Here is a 20715-nt window from a genome sequence, read left to right as displayed (position 1 = left end):
ATGCCGGGGTCGGACCCTCAGGGTCCGACCCCAGTCCTCGCCTTTGGGGTAAGCGCACGCCCCGTGCAGTTTTTCCATGGAACTTACAATGAGGTTCATCCCCAAACTGCTGGTCCTCGCCTGCCTGTTGCTATCCTCGTTCGCGCAGGCTGCCATCCCTCCCGATCTGCTCAAAGCGCTATCCGGCGACGATCCCGACACCAGGATCGCGGCCGTCGCCCAGATCGCCACCCTGGCCACGCCCGAGGCCGCCCGTGTACTGCAAGCCTTGCAGGACGATCAGTTATATGCGGCCCCCGACGGCAAGGTGTATATCGTCGACGGTGAACAGGCATATGAGCCGGCAAGCGGCCAGAGCGTGCCGCTGCCCGATGGCATCGATGGCGTGATGGTCAACAACCGCTTGCGCGCGGCCGTGGCGGGCGCCTTGTCGGGGTTGAAACTGCTGGCGCCCGAGCGGGCCACGCGCCTGGCCGCCGCGCAGGCGCTGCAGCAATCCGTCGATCCCGCGCAGGTCCCCCTGATCCGCACTGCGCTGGCGCAGGAAAACGATGCTGACATCAAACAGATATTGCAGGTGCTGATCGCCAGCGCCAACCTGCATGCGCCCGACGCCGCCACGCGCAAGGCCGCCGTGCAGGCGCTGGCGGGCAGCAGCGATGCGCGCCTGTTGCCCGCGCTGCAAGCCATGCTGGAGAAAGGACCAGATGGCAAGGCCGGCGAGCCGGACGAGGCCGTGCAGCTGGCCGCCATCGAGACCATGCGCCAGATCAAGGGACGGGTGGCGCGCATGGACTTCGCCGGCAATGTGTTCTACGGCATTTCGCTGGGCAGCGTGCTGCTGCTGGCCGCGCTGGGGCTGGCCATCACGTTTGGCTTGATGGGCATCATCAACATGGCGCATGGCGAATTGCTGATGATAGGCGCTTACACGACCTACCTGTGCCAGCTGTTCTTCCGCAGCTACCTGCCTGGCTTGCAGGATGCGTATCTGCTGGCCGCCTTGCCGGCCGCCTTTTTTGTCGCGGGACTGGTGGGCGTGATGCTGGAGCGCACGGTGATCCGCTGGCTGTATGGCCGGCCGCTGGAAACCCTGCTGGCCACCTGGGGCATCAGCCTGATCCTCATGCAGGCCGTGCGCACGGTCTTCGGCGCGCAAAACGTGGAAGTGGCCAATCCCGCCTGGATGTCGGGCGGCGTCACCGTGCTGGGCGGCCTCGTGCTGCCGTACAACCGCCTGGCCATCATCGGCTTTGCCATCGTCGTCGTGGCGGCCGTGTGGCTGATCCTGAACAAGACGCGCCTGGGCCTGTTCGTGCGGGCCGTGACGCAAAACCGTCGCATGGCCGATTGCGTGGGCGTGGCCACGGGCAAGGTCGACATGCTGACCTTCGGTCTCGGTTCCGGCATCGCGGGGCTCGGTGGCGTGGCCCTGTCGCAGCTGGGCAATGTGGGGCCGGATCTGGGCCAAAGCTACATCGTCGATTCCTTCATGGTGGTGGTGCTTGGCGGCGTGGGCCAGCTGGCCGGCACCGTGATCGCAGCACTGGGCCTGGGTGAAGTCAATAAATTCCTCGAACCGGTGGCGGGCGCCGTGCTGGCGAAGATCGCCATTCTGGTGTTCATCATCATTTTCATCCAGCGCCGGCCGCAGGGCCTGTTTGCCATGAAGGGACGCAGCGTCGAATGACTACCTCCTATCAAATCAAGCCTGGCCTGTTCACGCGGCCCGTCTGGCTGGCCATCGCCGGATGCACGGTGCTGGCGGCACTGTTGCCGGTTTTTAACCTGGCGTTTGCCGAAGGGCATGCGTTGCACGTGTCCGCCTATACGGTGGCGCTGGTGGGCAAGTTCATGTGCTACGCGCTGGCCGCACTGGCGCTGGACCTCGTCTGGGGCTACACGGGCATTTTGTCCTTGGGTCACGGCGTGTTCTTTGCCCTGGGGGCGTATGCGCACGGCATGTATCTGATGCGCGCCATCGGCGACCAGGGCCAGTACCACAGCAGCCTGCCCGACTTCATGGTCTTTCTCGACTGGAAAACCTACCCCTGGTACTGGGCGTTTACGGAACATTTCTGGTACTGCATGGCGCTCGTCGTGCTGGTGCCGGGCGTGCTCGCCTTTGTGTTTGGCTACTTTGCCTTTCGCTCGCGCATCAAGGGCGTGTATTTTTCCATCATCACGCAGGCGATGACATATGCCTTCATGCTGCTGTTCTTCCGCAATGACACTGGCTTTGGCGGCAACAACGGTTTCACGGATTTCAAGACGATATTGGGCCACAGCATCACGGCGCCCGCCACGCGGGCCGTGCTGTTCCTGCTGACTTTGGCCTTCCTGCTGGCGGCCTTGATAGGTGCGCGTGCCATCGTCCGCTCGAAACTGGGCCGGGTGCTGCAGGGCGTGCGCGACAGCGAGGCGCGCTTGATGTTCCTCGGCTACAACCCGCTGTGGTTCAAGCTGTTTGTGTGGACCTTGTCGGCCGTGCTGTGCGGCATCGCCGGCGCCCTGTACGTGCCGCAGGTGGGCATCATCAACCCGTCCGAAATGTCGCCGGCGAACTCCATCGAGATGGTCGTGTGGGTGGCCGTGGGCGGACGTGGCACGCTGATCGGTCCCATCCTGGGCGCCTTCACCGTCAACGGCTTGAAAAGCTGGTTCACGGCTGCCTTGCCGGAACTGTGGCTGTTCGCGCTGGGCCTGTTGTTCATCGGCGTCACGCTGTTCATGCAGCAGGGCATGCTGGGCGTGCTGAACAAGCTCAAACGTAAAAAACCCGCCGCCATGGCAGAGGAGGCCGCATGAGTATCCGCATGTTGCCCGGCATGGCCAGCGCGGAAGCGGGGCCGACGTACTCGCGCGTGAAAGGCGAGGGCGTCGATACGACGCATGGCGCCATTTTGTACCTGGAAGACATCAGCGTGTCCTTCGACGGCTTCAAGGCCATCAACAAGCTCAGCCTCGATATTTCCGTGGGCGAATTGCGCTGCATCATCGGCCCGAACGGGGCGGGCAAGACGACGATGATGGATGTGATCACGGGCAAGACGCGGCCCACGTCCGGCACGGCCTGGTTTGGCCAGACCATGAACCTGGCCACCATGACGGAAGCGCAGATCGCCCACGCGGGCATCGGCCGCAAGTTCCAGCGCCCCACCGTGTTCGAGCAGCACACGGTGTTCGACAACCTGGAACTGGCGATGAAGATGGACAAGCGCGTGGCGCCCACCCTGTTTGCGCGCCTCACGTCCGAGCAGGAAGGCAAGATCGACGCGATATTGCGCCTGATCCGCCTCAACGGCCAGGAGGCGCGGCCGGCGGGTTTGCTGTCGCACGGGCAAAAGCAGTGGCTGGAAATCGGCATGCTGCTGATGCAGGAGCCGCAGCTGATTTTGCTGGACGAACCCGTGGCCGGCATGTCGGATGCGGAAACGGCGCGCACGGCCGAGTTGCTCAATGAATTGCGCGGCAAGCATTCGATCATGGTGGTCGAACACGACATGGGTTTTGTGACGGAGATTGCCCGGCAAGGCATCGTCACCGTGCTGCATGAAGGCGCCGTGCTGGCGCAGGGCCGCATGGACGAGGTGCAAGCGGACGAGCGGGTCATCGAAGTCTATCTGGGAAGGTAAGCATGCTGGAAGTCGAACAATTGAATCAATACTATGGCTCTTCGCACACCTTGCGCGGCATCAACCTGTCGGCGCGCAAGGGCGAATGCCTGGCCTTGCTGGGCAGGAATGGCGTGGGCAAGACGACCTTGCTGAAATGCCTGATGGGCGTGCTGCCCGTGGCGCAGGGCAAGGTGGTGTTCCATGGACGCGACATCACCAGGCTGGCGCCCCATGCCCGGGCAAAGCTGGGCATCGCTTACGTGCCGCAGGGCCGCGACATCTTTGCGCGCCTGACGGTCGAGGAAAACTTGCTGATGGGTATGGCGAGCAAGGGCGGCCGGCAAGCTGCGCGCATCGATCCCCACGTATATGAACTGTTTCCGGTGCTCAAGGAGATGCTGCAGCGGCGCGGCGGAGATTTATCGGGCGGGCAACAGCAGCAACTGGCCATCGCCCGCGCCCTGCTGGCCGAGCCGCAGCTGATCATCTTCGACGAGCCGACGGAAGGCATCCAGCCCTCCGTCATCAAGGATATCGGCCGCGTGATCAGCCTGTTGAAACAGCGGGGCGACATGGCCATCGTGCTGTGCGAACAGTATTTTGATTTTGCCCGCGAACTGGCCGACGAATTCATCGTCCTGTCGCGCGGCAGTGTCGTCGCCAGCGGCAAGGCGGAACAGATGGATGGCGAGGACGTGAAGCGGCACCTGGCCGTGTAAGGTCAGACGAGCTGGAACCAGCCCAGCACGGCGCCGGCCGCCAGCAGCCACAATAAATGGATCTTCGTGCGCCAGATGATCAGGCCAGCCACGATGGACAGGCTCCACAGGGGCCAGTCCGTGCGGATGTCATGGTTGGCGCCGCCCAGTATCATGCCCGTGGAAATCAGCAGGGCGACGACGATGGGCGCCATGCCTTGCTTGAAGGCGCGCACGGGGCGCAGGTCGCGGTTGCGGTAGCCCCACTGGGCCGCCACGTAGGTGAGGGTGGTGCTGGGCAGCATGATGCCCACCATGGTCACCAGCACGCCGAGGTAGGCCGCCGCGTAGCTGCCCGCGTTCATGCCCACGTTCCAGCCCATCAGGGCGACGAACAGCACGTTGGGGCCGGGCGCGGCCTGGGCGATGGCGATCGATTCGTTGAATTGCGCCTGTGTCAGCCAGCCATGCTGTTCGACGAGGAAGCGGTGCATTTCGGACGTGGTGGAAATGGCGCCGCCGATCGACATCAGCGACAGCATCAGGTAGTGGCCGAACAGGTTCAGCCAGTCGCCCGCGCTCAACACCAGTTGCAAGGGCGGATTCATGCGGACAGCTTTCGGTAGGTCAGCAGGCAGCCGATGCCGCCCAGGCCCAGCAGGATGTACAGCAGGGGCCAGCGGAAGATCGCCACCATCAGCACGCCGAGCACGGTGATGGACAAGGTCAGCCACAAGGGCAGCGGATGCTTGCCCAGCGCGGCAGCCAGTTTCACGCCCGTGGCGGCGATCATGCCGGCCGAGACGGCCGCCATGCCGCGCAAGGCGCCCGCCATCTGCGCATTGTCGCCAAAGCGCGTGTACAGCACGCCCAGCACGAGCACGATGAGGAGGGGCACGGCCAGCATGCCGGCCAGCGCCGTTAGCGCGCCTTTCAAACCGAAATAGCGCCCGCCCACCATCAGCGACAGGTTGACGACATTTGGCCCGGGCATGATTTGCGCCACGGCCCAGTCTTCCAGAAATTCTTCCTGCGTCAGCCAGCGCTTGCGCTCGACCATCTCGCGCTGGATCACGGCCAGCACGCCGCCGAATCCCTGCAGGGCCAGCCAGGTGAACGAGAAGAACAGGTCGGCAAGCGAGGCGGGCTGCGGGCGGGGCAGGTCGGGCTGGATGGAGGAGGGGGAGGGCATGGCTGATTATCGCCGTGGCCGATCGCGCTTGTCCATCGCTTTCGGCTGCGCTTGTGCCTGCAAGAAAAAAACCGTGGCTCATGTTTCCCTGCCATTGACATCGAGAGTTTATCGGCAATACTTTTATCGGCAACATGACCGCTGTCCCTGTCCGGGCTGTCGCGGGTCGCACCGCTACGCCGTCTCCTCCCTCCGTCCCCTTCGCAGGAGTTGTTCATCATGCCTCATTCCACAGAAACGCTGCATATGCCCGTCAAAACCGCGGTGCTGCATGCCCGGGTCGACCAGAAGATGTGCGATATCGTCAATCTGGGCATCGCCGTGCAGGCGGCCTTCAGTACCTTGTGCGCACTGGAATACCTGAAGTCATACAATGTCGCCCCGGAACTGATCGAGCGCGTGCTGCTGCATCCCGAGCAGCGCCGCCAGACCGTGCATTGAGTATCCCCACGGCAACTGTGTTGCCGGAGGCCGCGATCCGCTGTTGTCGGATTGATCATTACGGCTCAGTTATGCACAAATGATGAGTTAACGAAATTGGCGAAATAATTTTCTTGTGATTATGTGTGAGTTTCTAAGTACTTGATTTTAATGTGTTTTATTTTTGCTGTTTGATTGAGCAGTTTATTGAAAGCCGCACGGGCTGTGGCTTTGAGGCCTGTCAATAGGCCCTTATCCACAAAGATATCCACAGTCCGTGTGGATATCTGAAAAAGCGCTTAACAATCCGCCACTTAGGAAATGGGAGCCGCCCAACCCATGCAATCGGCGGGCAAGATGGGCCAAAATGGGGCATTTCACAAGCCTGTATGCCTATCCAGTGTTCTTGTTTTTATGACTGAAAGTAGCGGCCGATGGTCAGGGCGTGCCGCTGGCCGGCGCCGCCGGCGTGTCGCCGCACTGGGCCAGGGCGGCAGCGAGTTCGGTAACCTGCTGCTGCGCTTCGCGCAAGGTGGCATAGGTGCGCAGCGAGGCGATCACGGTGGTAAACAACTTGCGCGTGGTGAGGTCGGTCTTGCACCAGAAATCGTTGATGTCGTAATCGATGATGATGCGGTGTTCCAGGGCCTGGCCTGGCTGGCCCGTGCGCAGGATGATGCGCACGGCGCTGTTGTGCAGTTCTTCGCGGACCTGGCGCGCCACTTGCAGCCCGGCATCCTGGGTTTCCATGATGACATCGAGCAGCACCACGGCGATATCAGGCGTGCTGCGCAGCAAGGCCAGCGCCTCGGCGCCCGAATACGCGTGCAAAAAGCTCAGCCTGCGTCCCTGGAAGCTGGCCTGGCTGAGGGCGAACTTGGTCACCACATGCACGTCGACATCGTCATCGACAATCAGCACGCGCCAAGGCGCCGCGGTGGACGGTTCTGCCGCCGCGTCTGTCCGTCCCAGCGGTTCGTCGACCAGCCAGTCGGGTTCGTCCGCCTCCTTGGCGGCGCTATCGCTATCTATATTCATGCGTTTATCCACCGTTGATCGTACTCGCTACTCCACACTATGCCAGTCTGCGGGGTTTGTCAAAACAATGCTGTTCAAGCAAGACGGCCTCGCGCCACATCGGCTTATGCACAGCAAAAATATATTTTCATGGTGGCAGATTAAGTTTGCGCTAGCGCAAATTCATGATTGCAAGTCATTGATTTCATTGGGGTAAAAAATTGCCTGTGAAATCAGCAAATTATTGAAACCCGCATCAATACTGGCGTTGCGGCTTGTCAAGAGGGGCTTATCAACAACTTTATCCACAGTTGCTGTGGATATCTAAAAGAGCCGTGAAAAAACCGGGGCTTAGCGCCGATTCGTACGGCGGGGTGGAAGCATTCATGCGGCCAGCCCAAGCCCGCCCAGTTGGGCAAAGGCATGCAGGAAGCGCTGCTTGGCTTCGGCCGGACCCATGGCCTCGATTATACCGGGCAAGGGGGCGATGCCGTCAAGGTAAGCCCAGCGTTCGGCCGAGTGCGGCATCAGGTCGCGCTTTTCCGTGGCCAGCGCGATCAGGTCGGCCCGCTTGATGGGCGCGTAATCGGAAAAATCCAGCCCATACGTGGCGGCGATGATGGCGCTGACCTTGTCTTCCAGTACGGCAAATTCCGGCAGCAACACTTTCAAGGGTTTCACCATGTCGCCCAGGTAGGCTTCGGCCGCGTCGTGCAGCAGGGCGGCCAGGCGCAAATGGGGTGGCACCAGTCCGGCGACGATCAGGCTGTGCTGGGCGACCGAGTAAAACACCTGCGTCTGCCCATTGAAGCGGCACTGGTAGGCGAGGCCGTGGGCGATGTCCTCGATGGCTACCTTGTCGATATGCGGGCGCAAGGGATAAAAACGGTTGCCTGAATAGGTGGAAACGTAGTCGGTGGTAATCATTGCCATGGCATGGTGCTCGGAATGCTCAAGATGCTTCATCGTACACCCGATGGCATGGGCTTGCCCCGGCTGCCGTGCGCAAGCGGCTTTCTGCCGGGATCGCCTCCAAGCCTATGCATCTTGGCAAATCCTTTAATTTATTTCATATCATTCATTGATATTTCTCAAATACACTGTAGAAATCTTGTTTGACTGAAACTTAAAGGGGACAGGGCAATGACGGCGACACCTTCGGCAAGACCTTCGTATATCTATCAGGGCGGTTCGGTGATGATGCACTCGCCGCTGCAATTGAAACAGTCGGAAATGTACGGTTATTTCGTCAGGGGCGAGCTGGCGAAACTGCAAGCGACCGTGAATACCACCCTGAACCAGGTGGCGGGCAGCAAGATGACCCTGAAAGCCCTGTCGCCGTATGTCATGCTGACGTTTACGCGCGTCAACCATGCGGACTCCGCCAACCCCGTCGACCAGGCCAAGGGCTGGATCACGGAAGTCGACATCGTCACCTGGATCATGGTGGGCCAGATGGATGTCCAGGGCAAGCTTGCGCATATCTATTGGTATCCGTGCCATATCTTCGTCGATGACGCGATGGCCCTGATCAACGGGCGCGAGCTGTTCGGCTATCCGAAATACCTGTGCGACTACGAGATTCCCGCCGCCGGCAGCGAGCCGCTGCGCTGTTCCGTGGCTGCCAAGGGCTTCCAGCATTTTTCGCCGGAAACGAAACTGGCCCTGCATCCGTTGCTGGAAGTCAACGCCACCGTGCAGACAGGGCAGCACAAGAGCGTCAACAGTTTCCTGGAACTCATCGAGCAGGCGTTCCAGATTTTCCTCTCCATCCCCGATTTCTTCGACATGGACCAGGCCGGCTGGGCCGATATCTTGTCCTTGCTGCGCAACCCCCGCATCGACCAGATTTTCCTCAAGCAATTCCCCGACAGCGCCGGCGTGAAAGCCGTGTACCAGGCCCTGGTGGCCGCGCCCGCCGAGATCAACCGCCTGCACAGCGCGCGCCTGCTCGGCTACGAGTATGAATGCACGCTGCACGCGTTCGACAGCTTCCCGCTGGACCAGACCCTGGGTCTCAAACTGGGGCCGCAGGCGGCGATATTGCCGTTCCAGGTGAATTTCGATTTCACGGCCATGCCGGGCGAGGAGCTGGTCGACAATTCCCGCATCGCGCCGGAAAAGATCGCCATCCTCGGTGGCGGCGTGGCGGCCATGACCACGGCGTATTATCTGACGAACCAGCCGGGCTGGCAAAACCGGCATGCCATCACCGTCTACCAGCTGGGCTGGCGCCTGGGCGGCAAGGGGGCCAGCGGGCGCAATGCACAGGTGGGCCAGCGCATCGAGGAACACGGCCTGCACATCTGGTTCGGCTTCTACGCGAACGCCTTCAAGATGATCAAGGAAGCGTACGCGAGCCTGGAGCGTCCGCCCGGCGCACCGCTGGCCACCTGGCGCGACGCTTTCAAACAGCACGATTACGTGGCCTTGTCGGAAGACGTCAAGGGCAAGTGGCGCAACTGGTCCATCGTCTTTCCCACCTTGCCGGGCGAACCGGGCGAGGGCGGCGAAGACATCACCCTGTGGCAGATGGCCATCGCCATGGTGGGCTGGATCGAGCAGTGGATCCGCCAGATCCGGCAAGTGGCGGACGCCGACGCGCGCATCGTGCGCGCCAGCGCGTCGCAAGGCGAAGGCGTGTGGCCGGGCTGGCTGCGCCGGCTGGCCGACGAAGTGGTGGGGCAGGCCGATGAACTGGGCCTGGACGTGGGCCTGTCCGTGGGCGCGCTGGTGGCGCTGGTAGCCGACCTGGCGCCCGATTCCACGCGCCACGACCAGGGGCGCCACCAACTGCTGGCCAGTACCCTGAACGGCATCCGCGCGTGGCTGCGCCTGCGCTACCGCGCCCTGATCGACGGCGACGATGAATTGCGTCGCCTGTTCATTTGCCTGGACCTGGGCATCACGGTCATGAAGGGCATGTTCGAGGATGGCGTGTTCAAGAACGGCTTCGACGTCATCAACGATATCGACTTCCGCGCCTGGCTGAAAAAACATGGCGGCGACGAGCAGTTCAGCGTCAATTCGGCGCCCGTGCGCGGCTTCTATGACCTGGTGTTCGCCTACGAGGGCGGCGATTTTGCGAAGCCGAACATCGAGGCGGGAACGCTCTTGCGGGCGATGGCGCGCATCGGCCTGGCCTACAAGGGCGGCATCATGTTCAAGATGCAGGCCGGCATGGGCGACACGATTTTCACGCCGCTGTATGAAGTGCTGCGCAAGCGCGGCGTGGAGTTCAAATTCTTCCAGCGCGTGGAAGAGCTGGTGCCGGGCGCGGGCGACATCGACAGCATCCGCATCACGCAGCAGGTGCAATTGAAGGACCCCGCCGCCGGCTACGCGCCGCTGGTGGACGTCAAGGGACTGGCTTGCTGGCCCAGCGCGCCCGATTATGCGCAGCTTGATCCAGCGCAAGCGGCCCTGCTGCAAGCGCAGGAAGTCAACCTGGAGTCGTACTGGAGCGACTGGCCGCAGCAGTACCAGCAAGCGTTCGGCCGGCAACTGCCCGCCACGGTATTGAAGAAGGGCGTCGACTTCGACAAGGTGGTGTTCGGCATTTCCATCGGTTCGCTGCAGGCCCTGTGCCCGCAACTGCTGGCGCAAAGCCCGGCCCTGCAGCTGGCGGCCGACAAGGTGCAAACCGTGGCCACGCAAGCCTACCAGGTGTGGCTCAACAAGGATTTGCGTCAGATGGGCTGGACCACGCAACCGAAAGGCCAGCAGCCGGTGCTGTCGGCCTTCACGGAGCCGTACGACACATGGGCGCCGATGGACCAATTGTTGGCGCACGAAGACTGGCCGGTGGGGCATGAACCGAAAAATGTCTCGTATTTTTGCAGCGCCTTCCCCGTCGACAGCTACCCGCCCGTCACCGACACGGATTTTCCGGCCCGCTGCGCGGCCAGGGCGAAGCAGGGCGCGCTGCATCAGCTGGAGCGCGAGATCGGCGCGCTGTGGCCCGAGGCGGGCGGGCCGGGCGCGTTTCCGTGGCAATGGCTGGTCGATGCGAAGGAGGGGGCGGGGCCGGCGCGCTTCGACAGCCAGTACTGGCGCGCGAATGTCGACCCGTCCGAGCGCTACGTGATGTCGGTGGTGGGCAGCACGCAGTACCGGCTGGCCACCGACCAGTCGGGTTTCAGCAACCTGTTCCTCACGGGCGACTGGATCAAGACGGGCATCAATGCGGGCTGCGTGGAGGCGGCCGTGATGGCCGGCATGCAGACCTCGCGTGCCATGACGGGCTATCCGGCCGTGATCCAGGGGGAGACGGATTTTTAGGTATTTCGCTATGATGGCGTTTCATTGTTCCCTGCGCGAGCGAGCCATGCAACGCCTGATGCTGTTGAGTCTTTTCCTTGTCCACCTGCACGCGGGCGCCGCGCCGGCCGGCGCGATTGTGCTGTGGCCCGGTGCGCCGCCCGATGGCGCGGCGCCTGGGCCGCAGCGCGACAGCGCCAAGGGCTCCATCACGCAGGTCGAACAACCGTATCTGATCGCGCACCGCCCGGCGCAGCCGAACGGCATGGCCATCCTGCTTGCCAGCGGCGGCGGCTATGCGCATATCGAGGCAGGCAAGGAGAGCGGCCCGGCCGCCAACTGGCTGCAGGCGCAGGGCATCACGGCGTTTGAGCTTGTGTACCGCTTGCCACGCGAAGGCGGCGGGGTGGCCGCGCCATTCCAGGATGGCCAGCGCGCCATGCGCGTGATCCGCGCGCGGGCGGCCGAGTGGGGCATCGATCCGGCGCGCATCGGCATGCTCGGTTTTTCCGCCGGCGCGCACCTGGCCGGCATGACGGCCGTGCAGCCTGACGCTTCCCGCTACGCGCCCGTCGACGCCATGGATGGCGTCTCCGCGCGGCCCGACTTTGCCGTGTTGCTGTACCCCGTGCTGACCATGCAAGCGCCATTCGACACGACGCACGCGAAGAAGCAGTTGCTGGGCGCCCATCCCACGCAGGCGGCGCGCGACGCCTTGTCGGTGGAGCTGCATGTCGATGCGCGCACGCCGCCCGCTTTCATCGCGCAGGCGCTGGACGATCCCATTTCCCCGCCCGAGAACAGCCGGCTGATGGCAGCAGCCCTGCGCCGCGCAGGCGTGCCCGTCGAGCTGCATTTGTTCCAGCACGGCGGCCATGGCTGGGGCCTGGGCAAGCCGGGCAGCGAGCCGGCCGCCTGGCCGCAGCTGCTGCTGGCGTGGCTGCGGGCGCATGGCTGGATGGCTCAGCCGGCAGGCTGAGCTTCCAGGTCGCGCCGTGCCGCATCCAGCGCCGCCTGGAGCTGCGGCAGGAACTGCTCCACGTTATCGAGCTGGCCGTTCGATGCCAGGGTTTCCATCTGGTGGCACAGGCCGTGCAGGGTAGGGCGGCTCAGATAGCCGGCGCTGCCCTTCAAGGCGTGGAAGGCGGCAGCGGCAGCGCTGGCGTTGCCGTCGCGCACGGCGTGGCAGGCCAGGTCCAGGCGCCGCGGCGCTTCCGTCAGGAACGCTTGCGCGATGCGCTGCAAGTGCTGCGGCGACAGGCCTGCCAGCGGCAGGATGTGCACGGGCGCCGTCATGGGATCGGCCGGCGCGGGTGGCTCGTCGGCGGCGCCTTCCAGACCGAACTGGCGCGCCAGGGCGTCGTCTTCGGTGGGCGTGGCAGGCGGCAGCGCGTGGCCGCGCGCCAGCAGCAGGTCGATGATGGCGTCGATTTTCTCGAACAGCAGCGCTTCGTCGACCGGCTTGCTGAGGAAGTCGTCCATGCCGGCGGCCAGGTAGCGTTGCCGGTCATGTTCGCTGGCGTTGGCCGTCAGCGCGAGGATGGGGATGTGCGCGTCGGGAATGGGGAATTGGGCGTTGCCGCCGTCGCGGATCAGGCGCGCGGCCTGTTCGCCATCCATCAGCGGCATGCGGCCATCCATCAGCACGCAATCGTAGGCGCCGGATCCCAGCGCGCGCAGCGCCTGTTCGCCGTTTTCCACGATGGTTACGTCATGCCCCATGCCTTCCAGAAGGGTGCCGATGATGATCTGGTTGGTGCGCACGTCTTCGGCGCACAGGATGCGCAGGCGGCAGGCGTGGCGCGCGTGGCGTGCGGGCCGGCGCGCGTCGGCCGCCGGCGCGCTGCCGTCTTGCAGCGGCAAGGTGAAATGGAAGCGCGAGCCGATGCCGACGCGGCTTTCCACGCCGATCGTGCCACCCATCAGTTCGACCAGTTCCTTGCAGATGGCCAGGCCCAGGCCCGTGCCGCCGTAGCGGCGCGTGGTGGAATGGTCGGCCTGCTCGAATTTCTGGAACAAGCGCGGCAAGGTGTCCGCGTCGATGCCGGGGCCCGTATCGCTGATGATGAATTCGATGGCGCTGCGGCCATCGTGGCGCGGCGGCGTGCGGGCGCGTCGCACTTCCAGCAGCACTTCGCCATTGGCCGTGAATTTCAGCGCATTCCCCAGCAGGTTGATGAGGATTTGCCGCAGGCGCGTGGGGTCCGCGCGCACGTAGCGCGGCAGGTCCAGCGCCAGTTCGCGGCGCAGCAGCAGGCTTTTCGCATCGGCCTGGCCCTGCACGATGCCGGCCGCGTCGCCGATCAGCGCCAGCAGGTCGAAGTCCACGGTTTCCAGGGTCAGCTTGCCCGCGTCGATCTTCGAGAAATCGAGGATGTCGTTGAGGATGGTCAAGAGCGACACGCCATTGTGCAGGCCGATGCGCAGGTATTCCTGCGTACGGCCGCGTACAGACTGGTCGCGCAGGGCGAATTTCAGCATGCCGATGACCCCGGCCAGCGGCGTGCGGATGTCGTGGCTCATGGCGGACAGAAAATCGATGCGGTGGCGGCTGACCACTTCCGCGTGCTCCTTGGCCTTCAGCAGCGCGTCGTTGCTGAGGGTGAGCGCCAAAGTCCGTTCTTGCACGCGCTGTTCCAGGTTGTTGCGCAGCAGGCGGATCTGGTCGGCCAGGGCAAACGCCAGCAGCAAGCCGTCGAAGGTGCCGCCGAGCAGTGTCACCAGCTGGGCGTTGGCCACCATGGCGGGCATCAGGCCCAGGTTGGCCGGCAGGATCAGAAAGCCGGGCAGCATCAGGGCGACGAAGGCCAGCACGAAGAAGCGCGCCGGCTGGTAGCCGCGGCACCAGACGACGATGCCGCAGATGAGCGCCAGCAGCATCCAGATGCTGATGGCGATGGTGGCCAGGGTGTGGGCATACGACAGGGCGAAGAAGCAGCTGGGCAGGAACAGCAAGGGCAACACCAGGTTGACCTTGCTGATCCGGTACAGCAGGGGCGAGTAGTCGCGCAGGCGCAGGAAATGCGTGTAGAACAGGGTGCTGAAGACGGGCAGCAGGAAAAACGGCACGTAATGCAGCTGCAGCATGTGCCAGTCGAACAGGTCGGCAAAGACGTGGAAGGTCATGGCCCAGGCCAGGCCATAGGTCAGCACATATAGCGCGTAATAGGCCGAGGCTTTTTCCAGGGTGATGGAAAAGATGAAGAAATTGAACAGGCCCAGCGCCAGCAGGGCGCCGATGGATGCCACCATCAGGAAGTTTTCCTTGCCTACCAGCTTGCGGTAATCCTGCTGCGTCTTCACGCCGAACATGGGCGCGCGTGCATAGTAGGGGCTGGAAAAGCGGATCAGGATGTCATATGTGGCGCCCGGTGCCAGCTGCACGTTCCTGCCGTAGTGCAGTAGATATTCGTGCGGACGCTGGTAGCCCGTCAGCAGGGTCTGCGGCGCCGTCTGTGGCCCGGGGCCATACACGTGCAGATCGACCAGGTCGATCAGGGTATCGTTCGGGTCGATGACCCAGGCCGCTACGCTGCTGTCGTTGCGCACTTGCGCATGCAGCCAGTAGGCGCCGCCGAACAGGTCGACCTGTTCGGCCGGGCGCTGGCGCGCCAGCCAGGCGGGCAGGGCGGCCGCATCGGCAGGTGCGGCCTCACTTCCGGCGAGAAACAGTTGCCCACCGTTGCCCAGGTGCTGGATGCCTTGTTTGTTCAGGGGCAAGGGTGTCGCCTGCGCCGCACCCGCCAGGCCCAGCAGGCTGATCAGCAAGCTGAACAGAAGCGGCCAGCCGCATAGCCAGGCGCTGACGCGGGAGCTGGAAGCGCGGTGGCTGGATGGGGGCGGGTGGGCTGGCATCGATGGGTTTGGTGATGGTCGCGCGGGAAATGGCGGCAACGCCGTTTGCTGTGGAGTAGCCATTTTAATCGACTCTCGGTGGCACACGGGCAATTTCATGTCCTGCCGGCATGGCGAGCGCTCCGGTATCATGGCGCCTTTTGCTTGCGAGATATTCATGCTCAGTCCTGACCAGTTCCTGGCCTTCCTGGCCGCCGCCGTCGTCATTACCGCCAGTCCCGGCCCCGACAACCTGATGGTGCTGGGCGTCGGCATGTCGCGCGGGCGCCGCCAGGGCATGGCGTTCGGCCTCGGTTGCGCCCTCGGCTGCCTTACGCACACCGTGCTGGCGACCATCGGCGTGTCGGCCCTGCTGGCCGCCTCGCCCACCGCATTTACCCTGCTGAAAGTGGCTGGCGGCCTGTACCTCGTGTGGCTGGGCATCGGCGCCTTGCGCAGCCGTGGCGGCGCCAGGGTCGATGGTGCGGCGGCCTTGCCCGACGAGTCCTTGCTGCGCCTGTTCGGCAAGGGCTTGTTTGCCAACAGTATCAATCCGAAAGTCGTGCTGTTTTTCCTCTCGTTCCTGCCGCAGTTCATCGTTGCTGGCCAGGGCAATGCCAGCTGGCAGACGGCGCAGCTGGGCCTGGTCTTCACGGCGCAGGCTTGCGTGCTGTTCGGCCTGCTCGGCTATTTTTCCGGCGCCGTCGGCAAGTGGCTCAACCGCCGCCCGCGCGCCGGCCTGTGGCTGGACCGCGTGGCCGGCACCATCTTCATCGGCCTGGGCTTGCGCCTGATCCTGGCGCGCTGACGTCTTGCCGGGCGGTGATGCGAAACGCCAGTTCCATCTGATCCTGCACGGCCATGGCGCCGCCCAGGACGGCGAAGGGCACGATGCCGAAGTCGCTCTGTTTCAGCAGCAGGCTGCCGCTGGCTTGCAGGCGGCGTCCATCGGCCGCTTGTTCGATCCGCACCGGCAGCTGCACCGTGCGCGTCACGCCATGCAGGGTGATGTCGGCCTCGAGCACTTCCTTGTTGCCCGTGCGCCGGGCGTCGATGCGCACCCACGGATAGCGTTCCGCCTCGAGCACGCGCACCAGCATGTTGTGGCGCGTGCCGGCGATGGCGTCGGCCGACGGCGTCGTCGTCAAGCCGGCCGCCTGGCGCAGGCTTTCTTCATCCACACTCATCTCGTCCAGCCGGAACTGAAAGGCGGCGCGACCCGGCGCAGGCGCCACCACGCCCTGCAGGCTGCGGCTGGCGATCACGTGGTCATGTCCGAGCCGCGCCAGCGCGCCGCCGCGGCGCACGGTGATGGTCAGCAGGGATTCTTGCGGGACGATGTGCAGCACCTGCACGCCCTGCTGTTGCCACGCTGGCGCTTGCATGGCGGCAGGGGCGGCCGGTGCAGGGGCCGGCGGCAAGGGCGTGCAGGACGCCAGCACGGCGCAGGTAAGCAGGAAAGTGGTGCGGATGGTTGACTTCAGGCGGTGGTTCTGGCTGGGCATGGGCGTACGAGGCAAGGGCGATGGGGGAATAGTACGCGATCCGCGCGGCGGCGCGCGTGCATTGTTAGAGCTACGTCATAAGGCGGTCATATGGCGCTGTTATGATGCTTTTGTTGGCACACAGCATGCAATGCGCAAATCACTACGCTCCGGGAGCGATAGGATGCAGGCATGACTCAACAGCTTAGCCGGTGAGCTCAACCATCGGCACCAGATATGTAAAACTTGTTTTATAGTAATGATTGCAGGGTGGGACAGGGGAAATGCGGGGATCGGGCGGGGATTTAATGAAGTCCTAAGCCTGTTTCCGGCAAGGGCTGGCATAGTGGATACATGGCGCACGGAAACCCCGGGCGCAAGGTTGCCGGACACCTCAATGACCGGCACGATTTCCACTTTTTCATGTGTTTTCCTGCTTTATCCCTGCGCTCTGAAACAGCGTTTCAACCGGCTACCGCACTTTGCGAAGCCGGTTTTTTTTGCCCGGATTTTCGTACAGGGCTGGAAAATGCCCGGCGCTGCCGTACTGCGGCGCCGGGCGCGGGAGCTTAGCCCGTTTGCTTGGCCAGCCACGCATCGACGGCCGGCAGGCGCTCGGCACGCACCTTGATGCGGTACTTGATGCCGGCCACGGAACTGTCGGCGTCGCCGCGCGCGCTGGCCGGCAGGTTGGCCTGCGCATACGCTTCCAGCTTGGCGATCATTTCCGGCTGCGCCGAACCGGCCGCCAGGCGCGGGAAGTAGCGGCTGCGCGAACTGGCGTCGATGCGCGCATTGACTTGCTCCAGGTGCGCCAGCGCGAAGTCGAAGGCCAGTTCAGGATGCCTGCGCGAAACGCGCGAGATCATGGCCGGGCTGTTGGTCACGCCAGGTTCATCCGTCAGCGCCAGCGCCAGCGCCCGCTGCGCCAGGGCCGCATCGTCGGTCGAGGCCAGCAAGTCGTACAGCTGGTTCTTGACCAGCGGCGTCTTTTCCTGCTGCGCCTTGGCGTGCAGCTGCTCCCAGGTGGCGGCGTCCGCATGCTGCGCCACCACGCCCAGGATGGTGCGGCGCAGCGGCGCAGGCATGGCGGCCGGATCCTGTTCGCTGGCCGCGTAGCGGCGGCGCGCTTCGGCGATCACCCCCGGCTCGCCCATGTCGCCGAGGATGGAAATCAGGCGTCCGCGCAGGGTCGCCACGCTCGACGCTTCGCCCGCGCGCGCTTCCCAGCCCGTCTGCGCCATCATCGGCGCCAGGCGCGCCATGGCGAAGCGGCCGAAAGCCTGCTGGCGCGCCTTGCTTTCCGCGCTATCGCCCGCATACTGCTCATACAGGCCGTTCAGCGAGCCGGCCACGCGGCCCAGCACTTGCGGATCGGCCGACAGCGGCGTGGCCTTCACCAGTTCCAGGAAAGCCGCCGGGTCTTGCAAGCCCGCCATGCCCAGCGACTGGCTGTCCGCCAGCAAGCCCAATTGATCGATCGGCGCCAGGCGTGCGAAGCTGCCCGCCAGCGCGTGCGTGCCGGCTGGCGCGTACAGGGTGCGGTAGTAGCCGCTCTGGCCCGCGTTTACCAGCAAGGCGCCGCAACCGGGCACGTTCAGGGTCGCCTTGCCATTCTTGATCACTACCTTGGCCAGCTTGCCGTTGCCGACCGTCGAAGCGATCACCGGCACTTTCCACGACAGCGGCTTCTTGTCCGGCTGATCCTTGGAAAATTCCGTCTGCGTCAGGGTCACGCGCGTACTGCCCTTCCTGCACACGGCTGCGCCGACGGTGATCATCGGCACGCCCGGTTGCAGGGTGAAGTCATGGGCGATGGCGCTGACGGGCTTGCCCGCGGCCGCATCGACTTCGCGCCACAGGTCGTCCGACACCGTATTGCCATACGCATGCTTGCGCATGTAGCTGCGCACGGCCGTGCGCCACGTGTCGGCGCCCACGTACGCTTCGAGCATGCGGATCACCGCTTCGCCCTTCTGGTAGGTGATGCCGTCGAAGGCCTGGCTGGCCTGTTCCACGGTGGCGATGCGCTGCACCACCGGGTGCGTGGTGCGCAGCGCATCCTGGCTCATCGCCGATTCGCGTCCGCCCACGTTGGACAGGGCCGTGTTCCATTCCGGGTGCAGACGCTCCGTGGTGCGGCTTTCCATCCACGACGCAAAACCTTCGTTGAGCCACAGGTCGTCCCACCAGCGCATGGTGACTAGGTCGCCGAACCACTGGTGCGCCATTTCATGCGACAGGGTGGTGTAGATGTTTTCCTTGTCGGTCTGCGTCGAGATGGTCGGGTCGAGCAGCAGGCCGTATTCGAAGGTGAAGACGGCGCCCCAGTTTTCCATGGCGCCGAAGAACTGGCTGCGGCCCGGCGCGGCGATGTTGTCGAGCTTGGGCAGCGGATAGCGCACGCCGAAATAATCGTTGTATTCGCGCAGCAGGGCGGCCGATTCGTCGAGCGCGAAGCGGCTTTGCGCCAGCGCGCCCTTCTTCGTGATGACGCCTATCTCCGTGCCGTCGCTCATGGCCGTGGCGCGCTCGAAGTCGCCCAGGCCGAAGAACAGCAGATAGGTCGACATGCGCGGCGTGGTGGCGAAATACACGTGCTTCTTGCCATTGCCCAGCTCTTCGCTGCGGGCGATCGGCATGTTGCCGACGGCCATCTGGTTGCTCGGCACGACCACGTCCAGCGCGAAGGTGGCCTTGTAGTCCGGTTCATCCCACGATGGCAGCATGCTGCGCGCATCCGAATTCTCGAACTGCGTGTACAGGGCGCGCTGGCGTCCTTGCGGCGTATCGTAGTCGAGCGAGAACAGGCCCGTCGCCTGCGTGCCGATCTTGCCGGTGTAGTCGATGCGCAACAGGTACTCGCCCTTGGCCAGCGGCTCGGCAAAATGCACGGTGGCCGTCTGCTTGTCCGCATCGATATCGATCTTGCGCGTCACCTGCTTGCTGCCGCCCGCGCCTTCGATGGCGGCGGCGGCAAACGCCAGGTTCAAGGCATTGAAGGTGATGCTGGCCGTTGGCGTGTCGACGGCCACCTTGATGGCGGCTTCGCCCTTGAAGGTCGAGGCGGCGGCATCCGGCGTGATCGACAGGATGTAGTGCAAAGGCGTGACGCCGCGCGGCAGCTGCGTGGTGGTGCCAAGGGCGTGGCTGGCCGACGCGTATTTGGCGGCGGGCGCAGCGTGGCCCGGGGTGAAGCCGGTGACGGCGGTCAGCGCCAGGACGGCGGCGGCCAGATGGCTGCGGCGGAAACGCGGAGTCGGTGTGCGATGCATGGTATGCCCTTCGTTCATGGGTAAAACGCCCGCCGGCCGGGTAGGCTGCGAGCGTTGATGGCGGTTGGGGGACATCGCTGGAACTGGAAGCCAGCGTTCCCGTACAGCAATCTAAGTGGAAATGGGGGCAAAGTCAACGCGCCAGGAGCGCCGCACCACGACGGTGCGCTGGTATGATGGGCGCCTGACTGCATTGCCACAGGCTGGTGCCGCACCTGATTGTCAACCACCATCCACCACGACAACGAGACGAGACCTGCACATGAAACTGACTATCAGCCCCCGCACGCCCAATCCACGCCGCGTCACCATGTTCATCGCCGAGAAGGGCATCACCGGCATCGAGGAAGTGGCGCTCGATCTGATGGCGGGGCAGCACCGTGATCCCGCCTTCCTGGCGAAAAACCCGCTGGGCCGCGTGCCCGTGCTGGAATTGGCGGACGGGCGCGTGCTGACCGAGACGCGCGCCATCTGCACCTACCTTGAAGGCTTGCAGCCGCAGCCGAACCTGATGGGCGAAGGCTTCGAGGAACGCGCCTTCATCGAAATGGCCGACCGCCGCGTGGAACTGCATTTGTTCAGCGCCACCGCCAACTGGGTGCGCCACGGCCATCCGGCCCTGGTGGCGCTGGAAAACCCGCAGTTTCCCGATTTCGCCGCGGCGCAGGCGGGCAAGCTGCGCGAAACGGCGCAATGGCTGGACCAGGTGCTGGGCAGCCAGCCGTACATCGCCGGCGAACGGTTCACGATTGCCGACATCACGGCGTTTTGTGCGCTGGAATTTGCGCGCGGCCTGATGAAGTACCGTCCCGGTGCGGAAGGCTTGTCCAACCTGCAGGCTTACCGCGACCGCATCGCCGAACGCCCCAGCGCGCAGGCGAAGTAGGCAATCCTGCAGCCTGGCAGGCCGGGTAGGTC

The 20715-nt window shown here is 64.1% G+C and carries 16 protein-coding genes; 9 read left to right on the top strand and 7 right to left on the bottom strand.

Annotated features, from left to right (window positions below; translation table 11 throughout):
- Window positions 1-88: 88 nt before the first annotated feature.
- The 4 genes from urtB to urtE are packed head-to-tail and all read left to right on the top strand — an operon-like array spanning window position 89 to window position 4336.
- Window positions 89-1690, top strand: coding sequence for an urea ABC transporter permease subunit UrtB (gene urtB, locus CSQ92_RS11280; protein WP_099394155.1), 1602 nt, complete (start codon window positions 89-91; stop codon window positions 1688-1690).
- Complete coding sequence (gene urtC, locus CSQ92_RS11275; protein WP_099394154.1) at window positions 1687-2808, top strand: urea ABC transporter permease subunit UrtC; 1122 nt, start codon at window positions 1687-1689, stop codon at window positions 2806-2808. Before urtB ends, urtC begins: the two co-directional genes overlap by 4 nt.
- A complete protein-coding gene (urtD, locus tag CSQ92_RS11270) occupies window positions 2805-3635 on the top strand; it encodes an urea ABC transporter ATP-binding protein UrtD (protein WP_099394153.1) in 831 nt (276 codons plus the stop codon). Before urtC ends, urtD begins: the two co-directional genes overlap by 4 nt.
- 2 nt (window positions 3636-3637) lie before the next feature.
- Window positions 3638-4336 (top strand): urea ABC transporter ATP-binding subunit UrtE, encoded by a 699-nt coding sequence (gene urtE, locus CSQ92_RS11265; protein WP_070280244.1) that lies wholly within the window; start codon window positions 3638-3640, stop codon window positions 4334-4336.
- A 2-nt stretch (window positions 4337-4338) separates the two neighbouring features.
- Here urtE and CSQ92_RS11260 read toward each other — a convergent pair whose 3' ends face one another.
- Complete coding sequence (locus tag CSQ92_RS11260; RefSeq protein ID WP_034779146.1) at window positions 4339-4923, bottom strand: chromate transporter; 585 nt, start codon at window positions 4921-4923, stop codon at window positions 4339-4341.
- On the bottom strand, window positions 4920-5507 hold the full coding sequence (locus CSQ92_RS11255; RefSeq protein ID WP_052139945.1) for a chromate transporter: 588 nt from the start codon (window positions 5505-5507) through the stop codon (window positions 4920-4922). The genes CSQ92_RS11260 and CSQ92_RS11255 overlap by 4 nt, the downstream gene beginning before the upstream one ends.
- Window positions 5508-5753: 246 nt before the next feature.
- On the opposite strand from CSQ92_RS11255, the gene CSQ92_RS11250 reads away from it, so the two are divergent.
- Window positions 5754-5948, top strand: a complete 195-nt coding sequence (locus CSQ92_RS11250; RefSeq protein ID WP_231958039.1) for a hypothetical protein — start codon at window positions 5754-5756, stop codon at window positions 5946-5948.
- A 417-nt stretch (window positions 5949-6365) separates the two neighbouring features.
- On the opposite strand, the gene CSQ92_RS11245 is transcribed toward CSQ92_RS11250, so the two are convergent.
- Together CSQ92_RS11245 and CSQ92_RS11240 are read right to left on the bottom strand one after the other, a co-directional pair.
- The gene (locus CSQ92_RS11245; protein ID WP_083299743.1) at window positions 6366-6965 is read right to left on the bottom strand and encodes a response regulator; all 600 of its coding nucleotides are present in this window, start codon (window positions 6963-6965) and stop codon (window positions 6366-6368) included.
- Between the two features lie 363 nt (window positions 6966-7328).
- Entirely contained in the window at window positions 7329-7877 is a 549-nt protein-coding gene (locus CSQ92_RS11240) for a phosphohydrolase (protein WP_052139943.1), read from the bottom strand.
- Between the two features lie 210 nt (window positions 7878-8087).
- Between CSQ92_RS11240 and CSQ92_RS11235 the strand changes: the two genes are divergently transcribed.
- Both CSQ92_RS11235 and CSQ92_RS11230 read left to right on the top strand, forming a co-directional pair.
- A complete protein-coding gene (locus CSQ92_RS11235) occupies window positions 8088-11225 on the top strand; it encodes an NAD(P)-binding protein (RefSeq protein WP_257219195.1) in 3138 nt (1045 codons plus the stop codon).
- A gap of 46 nt (window positions 11226-11271) precedes the next feature.
- Complete coding sequence (locus CSQ92_RS11230) at window positions 11272-12183, top strand: alpha/beta hydrolase (RefSeq protein ID WP_257219194.1); 912 nt, start codon at window positions 11272-11274, stop codon at window positions 12181-12183.
- On the opposite strand, the gene CSQ92_RS11225 is transcribed toward CSQ92_RS11230, so the two are convergent.
- Window positions 12168-15218: a hybrid sensor histidine kinase/response regulator gene (locus CSQ92_RS11225; protein ID WP_257219193.1), complete on the bottom strand. Its 3051-nt coding sequence runs from the start codon at window positions 15216-15218 to the stop codon at window positions 12168-12170. The genes CSQ92_RS11230 and CSQ92_RS11225 overlap by 16 nt on opposite strands.
- Here CSQ92_RS11225 and CSQ92_RS11220 point away from each other — a divergent pair.
- Window positions 15217-15846, top strand: a complete 630-nt coding sequence (locus CSQ92_RS11220) for a LysE family translocator (protein ID WP_034779141.1) — start codon at window positions 15217-15219, stop codon at window positions 15844-15846. The genes CSQ92_RS11225 and CSQ92_RS11220 overlap by 2 nt on opposite strands.
- On the opposite strand, the gene CSQ92_RS11215 is transcribed toward CSQ92_RS11220, so the two are convergent.
- Both CSQ92_RS11215 and CSQ92_RS11210 read right to left on the bottom strand, forming a co-directional pair.
- On the bottom strand, window positions 15809-16543 hold the full coding sequence (locus tag CSQ92_RS11215; protein ID WP_257219192.1) for a YceI family protein: 735 nt from the start codon (window positions 16541-16543) through the stop codon (window positions 15809-15811). The two genes, CSQ92_RS11220 and CSQ92_RS11215, sit on opposite strands and share 38 nt — an antisense overlap.
- A 548-nt stretch (window positions 16544-17091) precedes the next feature.
- On the bottom strand, window positions 17092-19797 hold the full coding sequence (locus CSQ92_RS11210) for a M1 family metallopeptidase (RefSeq protein ID WP_092605887.1): 2706 nt from the start codon (window positions 19795-19797) through the stop codon (window positions 17092-17094).
- Between the two features lie 262 nt (window positions 19798-20059).
- On the opposite strand from CSQ92_RS11210, the gene CSQ92_RS11205 reads away from it, so the two are divergent.
- Window positions 20060-20683, top strand: coding sequence for a glutathione S-transferase family protein (locus CSQ92_RS11205; RefSeq protein ID WP_034779137.1), 624 nt, complete (start codon window positions 20060-20062; stop codon window positions 20681-20683).
- Window positions 20684-20715 lie beyond the last annotated feature (32 nt).

This window comes from Janthinobacterium sp. BJB446, from assembly GCF_002735655.1.
Classification (GTDB): domain Bacteria; phylum Pseudomonadota; class Gammaproteobacteria; order Burkholderiales; family Burkholderiaceae_D; genus Janthinobacterium; species Janthinobacterium lividum.
Note: the sequence above shows the minus strand (reverse complement) of the source record. Positions and strands in the feature narration are given on the sequence as shown.

Coding starts and splice junctions, on each gene's coding strand:
- urtB (WP_099394155.1), top strand. CDS start 89: ATGAGGTTCATCCCCAAACTGCTGGTCCTCGCCTGCCTGTTGCTATCC.
- urtC (WP_099394154.1), top strand. CDS start 1,687: ATGACTACCTCCTATCAAATCAAGCCTGGCCTGTTCACGCGGCCCGTC.
- urtD (WP_099394153.1), top strand. CDS start 2,805: ATGAGTATCCGCATGTTGCCCGGCATGGCCAGCGCGGAAGCGGGGCCG.
- urtE (WP_070280244.1), top strand. CDS start 3,638: ATGCTGGAAGTCGAACAATTGAATCAATACTATGGCTCTTCGCACACC.
- CSQ92_RS11260 (WP_034779146.1), bottom strand. CDS start 4,923: ATGAATCCGCCCTTGCAACTGGTGTTGAGCGCGGGCGACTGGCTGAAC.
- CSQ92_RS11255 (WP_052139945.1), bottom strand. CDS start 5,507: ATGCCCTCCCCCTCCTCCATCCAGCCCGACCTGCCCCGCCCGCAGCCC.
- CSQ92_RS11250 (WP_231958039.1), top strand. CDS start 5,754: ATGCCCGTCAAAACCGCGGTGCTGCATGCCCGGGTCGACCAGAAGATG.
- CSQ92_RS11245 (WP_083299743.1), bottom strand. CDS start 6,965: ATGAATATAGATAGCGATAGCGCCGCCAAGGAGGCGGACGAACCCGAC.
- CSQ92_RS11240 (WP_052139943.1), bottom strand. CDS start 7,877: ATGGCAATGATTACCACCGACTACGTTTCCACCTATTCAGGCAACCGT.
- CSQ92_RS11235 (WP_257219195.1), top strand. CDS start 8,088: ATGACGGCGACACCTTCGGCAAGACCTTCGTATATCTATCAGGGCGGT.
- CSQ92_RS11230 (WP_257219194.1), top strand. CDS start 11,272: ATGCAACGCCTGATGCTGTTGAGTCTTTTCCTTGTCCACCTGCACGCG.
- CSQ92_RS11220 (WP_034779141.1), top strand. CDS start 15,217: ATGCTCAGTCCTGACCAGTTCCTGGCCTTCCTGGCCGCCGCCGTCGTC.
- CSQ92_RS11225 (WP_257219193.1), bottom strand. CDS start 15,218: ATGAATATCTCGCAAGCAAAAGGCGCCATGATACCGGAGCGCTCGCCA.
- CSQ92_RS11215 (WP_257219192.1), bottom strand. CDS start 16,543: ATGCCCAGCCAGAACCACCGCCTGAAGTCAACCATCCGCACCACTTTC.
- CSQ92_RS11210 (WP_092605887.1), bottom strand. CDS start 19,797: ATGCATCGCACACCGACTCCGCGTTTCCGCCGCAGCCATCTGGCCGCC.
- CSQ92_RS11205 (WP_034779137.1), top strand. CDS start 20,060: ATGAAACTGACTATCAGCCCCCGCACGCCCAATCCACGCCGCGTCACC.